This window comes from Allocoleopsis sp. (assembly GCF_036703385.1).
Classification (GTDB): Bacteria; Cyanobacteriota; Cyanobacteriia; order Cyanobacteriales; family Coleofasciculaceae; genus Allocoleopsis.
Genome location: NZ_DATNPA010000569.1, coordinates 1 through 6,871, shown reverse-complemented (window position 1 = coordinate 6,871; position 6,871 = coordinate 1). Strand labels below are relative to the sequence as shown.

The 6,871-nt window shown below is 46.4% G+C and carries 4 protein-coding genes; all 4 read right to left on the bottom strand.

The window, feature by feature from the left end:
* A partial coding sequence (locus V6C93_RS27805; protein WP_333479916.1) for a nucleotidyltransferase family protein occupies positions 1 to 214 on the bottom strand: 214 nt, incomplete at its 3' end.
* A 44-nt stretch (positions 215 to 258) separates the two neighbouring features.
* On the bottom strand, positions 259 to 2,427 hold the full coding sequence (locus tag V6C93_RS27800) for an AAA-like domain-containing protein (RefSeq protein WP_333479915.1): 2,169 nt from the start codon (positions 2,425 to 2,427) through the stop codon (positions 259 to 261).
* A 60-nt stretch (positions 2,428 to 2,487) separates the two neighbouring features.
* Complete coding sequence (locus V6C93_RS27795; RefSeq protein WP_333479914.1) at positions 2,488 to 4,389, bottom strand: AAA-like domain-containing protein; 1,902 nt, start codon at positions 4,387 to 4,389, stop codon at positions 2,488 to 2,490.
* A 342-nt stretch (positions 4,390 to 4,731) separates the two neighbouring features.
* A complete protein-coding gene (locus V6C93_RS27790; RefSeq protein WP_333479913.1) occupies positions 4,732 to 6,681 on the bottom strand; it encodes a heavy metal translocating P-type ATPase in 1,950 nt (649 codons plus the stop codon).
* Between the last annotated feature and the right edge of the window lie 190 nt (positions 6,682 to 6,871).

Genomic DNA, 6,871 nt, shown 5'->3' with positions numbered 1-6,871 from the left:
CATCTAAAATTTCTGACAGCTCTCGTTCCATTCTCACTATACCTAAGCCTGGAGTTTTACCGGGTATGAACTCTACTAAGAAATCTATATCACTATCCGGTCTAAAATCCTCCCCCAACATTGAGCCAAACAACGATAGCTTGCGAATATGATTGCGCTGACAAAACTCGGCAATTTTATCCTTTGGTATGACAATAGGCAGATTCTGAATCATGAGCTAACTTCCTCCAGCAAGGCTATTCACAATTTTGGAGCAATTTATTTGCTGAAATACTGTCTATACAAATCGCAACTAGGCATCACTTTATCGCCTTGCCGTTTCACCAGTCCCATACTGTGTAATTTATAGCTATATCGCCGCTCTAACTCTATGGGTTCCGATGATTTCACAACCTTTTTGAATGCTTCAGCGAGTTCCGGATTTTTTTGCAGATTTTCCGAGTAATGCCGCAAATGATTGCGATAAATTCCAGCTTCTGTAGGATCGTCATACAATAGTTGTTCTAGCGTAACATCCTGATACCGAAGCTGATAGAGTGCCTGCTGTACCAGATAGGGATGTCCACCTACCATTGCTAGTAAAGGCGCAAAGCCTTCCCCCCCTATCTGAGTATTGTTCCCATTCAGTCCATAACGCTCAGCAAAATCCTGTACCTGCTGCGCGGTAAACTCTGGCAATTCCACGGGTACCCCCACATTAAACGGCGATTGATTGATGTCTAATCGCCCATAATCTTCAGTAGAATGTACTACCACCAACCGCAATCGTTTCCAAATATCGAGATTTTTTGCTTTCTCATGCCAGAGTCGCAACAAACCAAAAAAGTCAGGCGCAATTTCAACATAGGAGAAAATCCGGTCAACTTCATCCAAACCTAAAACTAACGGAGAGTTGATTTGAGGTAACAGATACTCTTCAAAATAAGCCGTGCAATTAGAATTGCTACTCAGAAGCTCCGTATCCCAATAATCATCCAGCTGATTCTCTAGCTTCAGTTGCCGCCCCACGCTAGCACAAAACCAGCGTAAGAATTTATCCAGGTCAGTTAAAACCGCGTTATTGGCTAGCAGCAAGTTCAACTCTACTGTACGATTACCATGCTTGGCGGCAACATCAAAAATTCTACTTAGCAGAGAGGTTTTACCCATCAACTTGGGCGCTTTAATCCGCAGTAGGGAACCATACTTCAATACTGTCTCATAACAGTTAGACTCAATGGAGGAACGCTCCACATAAAAAGGAGAATCTAACGGTACTTGACCCTCCGGTTCATCAAATGTCGAAGGTAGGGGCAACTGGCTATCAACCCAACTCTGGTCAAAAACCGAGGCATAAATGCGGTTATAAACTTTTAATTTACCCTGTTGTTTGACCACTAACCCCGTAAGTCGCAATTCCATTTGTTCCGGTTCGTTAGTGGCTTTTACCCCCCCATCCCCCCCTTGGTAAGGGTGGGCGAAGGAAGCTTGCAAAATTTGCCGATAGAGCTGAAGCAATTGGTCTTTGCGCTGACTGTAAAGAATACGATTATATATCGTCCGCAAATGCTCCGGTTCATCTTGAGATTCCCAGTGAGAGATGATGTGCGATCGCACCAACTCTTCTACCCATTCCGCCTCAGTTCCTTCTGAGATTGAAGACTCAGAATTTAGGATAAGCTGGCAAATTTTTTGCGTCAGAAAAGGCTGTCCCCCTGTCCAGTCCAATACCGCTTGCATCACCCTCTGGGGTAGCTTTGCTTTTTTTGCCAATCCTAGAGTTAATGGTTGAGCTTCCTGTAACTGAAAACCCATGACTTCAACAGCGCGACCAATATTGAAGGGAGTACGCTGCTTGTCTTGAATTAAATCCGAAGGCGTTGCTACCCCAAGCAAAGCAAACGTTAACCTTCGGTAATCTGGATTATTGCCCCGCTGGTCATAGAAAGCACGAATTAAGGCAAAAAAATCATCAACCGTGAAATTCAAGCTGAGAATACTATCGATTTCGTCTATAAAAATTACAATATTTTGGTAATTACACTTCAGTAAAACTGTTTCAATGAACTTGTTGAATCGTTGTACATAGGAAAGAATATTGTGTTCAAGCCACCAGCTTTCTAAATCAAACGTTGTATAGAGGTCTAAACTACTAACAATGCTATCAACCATGCCTGCATACCATTGTTCTGGAGTGATATCCCAGGTACCAATGGCAGTTATATCGATCGCAGCACAAATAATTCCCTCAGCTTGCAACCGCTTCATCGTTCGTACCCGCAAGCTGGATTTCCCCATCTGGCGGGAGTTGAGGACATAACAAAATTCACCCGCTCTCAAAGCGTCATAGAGGTGAGTATCTCCCTTCCGTACAACGTAAGTGGGAGCATCAACGGGTAAACTTCCCCCAACTTGATACTGGTAGTCTGAGTTTTGTCGTAGATTCATGGCAGTTTCTAATTCCCCAATCGATCAGCCTAACGCCATTCTTTTTATAGTCGATTCTCCTTACAAAGATGCTAAGCGATCGCGAAAATAGAGCCGATACAAATCACACAATGGCATCACTGCATTCCCCTGAAACTTAACTAACCCCATACTGCGCAATTTAAATGCTTCTGCTGTCCTAATTTCGATCGCAGTATCCGCCGCAACCACTTGTTTAACGGCTGCCACTAGCTCCGTATTTTCGTCTAAATTCAAAAGATGACGGCGAAGATGGTCATAATAAGGCCCTTCTTCCGTAGGAGCCACTTGCAACAATTGCTCTAGGGTCATTCTTCCCCGTGCAATCTGATAGAGCGCCACCCGCACCAGATAAGGATGTCCGCCTACCATTGCCATCAGGCGATCAAGTTGGTTGGCTGAGAAATCTAATCCATGCCGCTTGACTAAATCCTCGACTTGCTCCTGATTCAACTCTGGCAACTCAATCGGCAATCCGACATTAAACGGGGATTGATTGATATTCAGAGGAATATAAACTTCCTTAGAATGGACAATAACCAACCTGAGCTTTTGCCAGACTGCCTCATTCTTGCCTCGCTCATGCCATGCTCTAAGCAATCCAAAAAAGTCGGTGGCAATATCAGGATGCTGGAAAATCTGATCGACTTCATCTAAACCTAAAACCATTGGACTGGTCAGCTCAGATAACAGGTATCTTTGAAAGTAATTTGTACACTTATTCTTACTGCCCAGAATACCCTTCCAATAAGTATCTAGCTTCTCTTCTCGGTTCAATTCCCAAGAAATGCTGGCACAGAACCACTGCAAAAATTGATCTAAATTAGTGAGGAACTCGGCATCCGCAGATTGAAAGTTTAACGAGGCTGTATGATAACCCTGCTCGTTAGCGCGAGCAAGAATTCGGCTCATTAGGGACGTTTTACCCATCTGCCGAGGCGCTTTTACCCGAATTAATGCCCCTGGCTTGATAATGGCTTCGTAACAGTCCGCTTCAATAGGTGGACGCTCCACATAAAAGCCAGATTCCAAACCCACTTGACCCTCTGGTTCGTCTAATGCTGGAGGTGGAAGAGGCTGCCAGAGGATAGTTGATTCTGCCTGCCCAGGCGCTTGATGGAGAAGTTGCTCTAGTGCTTGCAAGGCTTCTATGGCACTCTGGTAGCGCTGACGATAATCATAGCGCACCATCTTATCTAAAATAGCGGCGAAACCAGGGCTAACGGGAGCTAGGTTTTTGAATAATGCACAACTGAACTCACCTGTAAGCGAATCATGAGGCAACTCTCTAGGATTCATCCCAGTTAAAGCTTGAAGACAAACCATCCCAACCGCGAAGATATCGCTACTGAAGTGGGGTCTCCCGGCGACTTGTTCACTAGGCATATAGCCGGGAGAGCCGATGACAATGGTTAAGCTCGTTTGTCCCAAGGTAGTCCTGGCTTGGGCGCTCACTTCTTTAACGGCTCCAAAGTCTATGAGAACAATCTTGCCATCTCTACTGCGCCTGATTAAGTTTGCTGGTTTGATGTCGCGGTGGATGACATTTTGCTGATGGACAAAGACTAGCACCTGCAAAATATCCTGCAAAAGGGGTACGACAGAGGCTTCGCCCAATTTCTTGCGTTCAGCGAGTTCTCGGTCTAAAGGCTGACCCTCGATATATTCCTGAACCAAATAAAACTCATCATTTTGTTCAAAGTGAGCTAACAAGCGGGGAAGCTGGTCATGATCGCCCAAGCGGTATAAGGTCTGAGCTTCGCGATCAAATAAGCGTTTTGCCATTTCTAACGTGGCTTTATCGGTCGATTTGGGCTTGAGTTGCTTAACGACACATAGGGGTGCGCCGGGTAAATGGGTGTCTTTCGCCAGAAATGTCTGACCAAATCCACCGCCGCCTAGATGTCGGATGATTTGATAGTGACCCGCCAGTGTTGTTTCCATCAGGGTTCTTCACGATTGACACGATAAGCGATTGTCCAGTAAATCACGAGTTCCTCCACACCCCCCCTTGGTGATGGGTTAGAAAAAAAATGGTTTTGTCAAGTATTGTATTAATTGTTTAATACTGGGTTAGCATAACTTCCCAATTGTCTCAATTTGTCAAGAATGAGCAAAGCTCTGTTTTGCGGAGCGATCGCACCATAAGATGTGGAGAGTTTGTAGTGGAGACTTGAGTCCTCTTTGCAGGCGCACAATTTAGCGCCTACTACGAACAAGATTTTATTAGGGGTGATTAACCGGAGATGATATTGCACCCGATTTGAAACAATCTACCTGACGCGATTAATTTCTCAGCAACCGCAAACCATTGAGCGTGACAAGAACTGTAGACCCTTCATGTCCAATCACACCGAGAGGCATGGTGATATGGCCCAAAAAGTTAGTAACCAGTAGCAAGACAATGAAGCTTAGAGCAAAGGTAATATTTTGCTTGACAATTGTCTGAGAACGTCGTCCCAAGCGAATCGCTTGTTCGAGTTTTTCCAAACGGTCTGCCATTAAGATAATATCAGCCGTTTCTAAAGCCACATCACTACCGGCTGCTCCCATCGCCACACCTACCGACGCCTGAGCCAAGGCTGGAGCGTCGTTGATGCCATCTCCTACCATAGCGATCGCGTGATATTGCTTTTGTAATTGCCGAATCACACTGACTTTATCTTCGGGTAGAAGTTCAGCATAAACTTGGTCAATACCTAATTCTTGGGCAACACTCTGGGCTGTACGTTGATTGTCACCGGTGAGCATCACAATCTGTTCAATTCCTAACTGCTTCAGGTGCTTAACTATGGTAGTGGCGGTAGGTCGTAGAGTGTCTGCGATCGCAATAATTCCCAGCAGCTCCTCAGCATAACTCACCCAGACGACTGTTTTACCTCCCGCTTCGAGTTTGGCGGTTGAAGCTTGAAGCTTGTCCTGATAACCTGCAACTTGCAACTGGCTAACCTTCAACGCCTTTTGTACAAAGGCGGCTTTACCAACTAAAACCCGTTGTCCCTCAACTTCACCGCTGATACCTTGACCAATTTCCGCTTGAGCATGGGTTACGGTTGGTAATTCTACCTGTTGCTGCTGGGCGGCTTGTACAATAGCTCCCCCGATGGGATGCTCGGATAAGGATTCTAATGCAGCGGCAATTTGCAAGACTTGCTGTTGCGATCGCCCTGCGGCTGGGATAATTTGTACCACTTGGAGCTTACCCGTTGTCAGTGTACCTGTTTTGTCAAATGCGATCGCTTTGACTCGCCCAATCAATTCCAACTGGGCACCCGTCTTAAACAAAATACCCTGCCGCGCCCCATTGGCAATTCCGGATAGGAGTGTCGGCATAATGGAAGCCATTAAGGCGCAAGGGGACGCCACAACTAGAAAAATCAGCGCCCGATAAATGGTGGTTTCCCAATCCCAAGCCAGTAAAAACGGTGGCAGAATGGCTAGCAAGAGTCCTGCCATCACAATGAGCTGAGCATAACCCCGCTCAAAGCGTTCGATGAATAATTGAGACGGTGGTGCCTCCGTTTGTGCTTGCTTTACCAGCTGAATCACCCGCTGAATCAGGCTACTTTCTGGGGGTTGATGCACCTTTAGTTTTAAAGCACCATTGCCGTTCATCGTGCCCGCAAAGACCTCATCGCCTACCGTCTTCTCCACAGGCAAAGACTCTCCAGTAATCGATGCTTCATTTAAAGTGCTGTAGCCCTCGGTGATGATGGCATCTGTAGGAATTAGTTCTCCTGGCTTAACGAGTACCCTATCACCCACTTGCAGCTTAGCGATCGCAATGTCCTGTTCTTCACCCTGCCAGATGACTCGCGCTGTATCGGGTGTCAAACTCATCAAGCTACGGATGTCTCGTTCTGTACGTTGCATCGCGTAACCTTCCAATGCGCCACTAATGGCAAAGATCAGGATAAGAACAGCTCCATCGACAATTAAGTAATATTCCTGACGCCATAATCCCAATCCTGCTGCCCCCAATGCAGCAACAATCATTAGTAGGTCAACATCAAGCTGTTTTTCTTTAAATAGGGTGGTGAGCCCTTCGCGGGCACTCTCGTAACCACCAATGACATAAGCGGTGGGTAAAATCAGCAAAGCTAACCCAACCCAGTGGAGGTGGAGTGCCAGCCAACCTAGAATGACAAGGATTCCGCAAATCGCAGCCGCTACAGCATCAGGATGTTGTTTGAGGAGTTGAGTCAGGCGAGGGGTAAACAAAGATGGTTGAGCCATCGGGTATGAGTAGATATAAAGCACTCTTTCACCCTAAACCTTGGCGCTGGGGTTGGAGTAACTCACTGACTTAAGAACTCTCATACCTCACCTATCAACCCTTACGGAGGGGGTCTGGGGGAAGCGTTGTGCGCTACGCGCCCCGCTTCGCTAACGTCCCCCAGTGGGGGGTTTGGGGGGCATCGGGGTC

Coding starts and splice junctions, on each gene's coding strand:
- V6C93_RS27800 (WP_333479915.1), bottom strand. CDS start 2,427: ATGAATCTACGACAAAACTCAGACTACCAGTATCAAGTTGGGGGAAGT.
- V6C93_RS27790 (WP_333479913.1), bottom strand. CDS start 6,681: ATGGCTCAACCATCTTTGTTTACCCCTCGCCTGACTCAACTCCTCAAA.
- V6C93_RS27795 (WP_333479914.1), bottom strand. CDS start 4,389: ATGGAAACAACACTGGCGGGTCACTATCAAATCATCCGACATCTAGGC.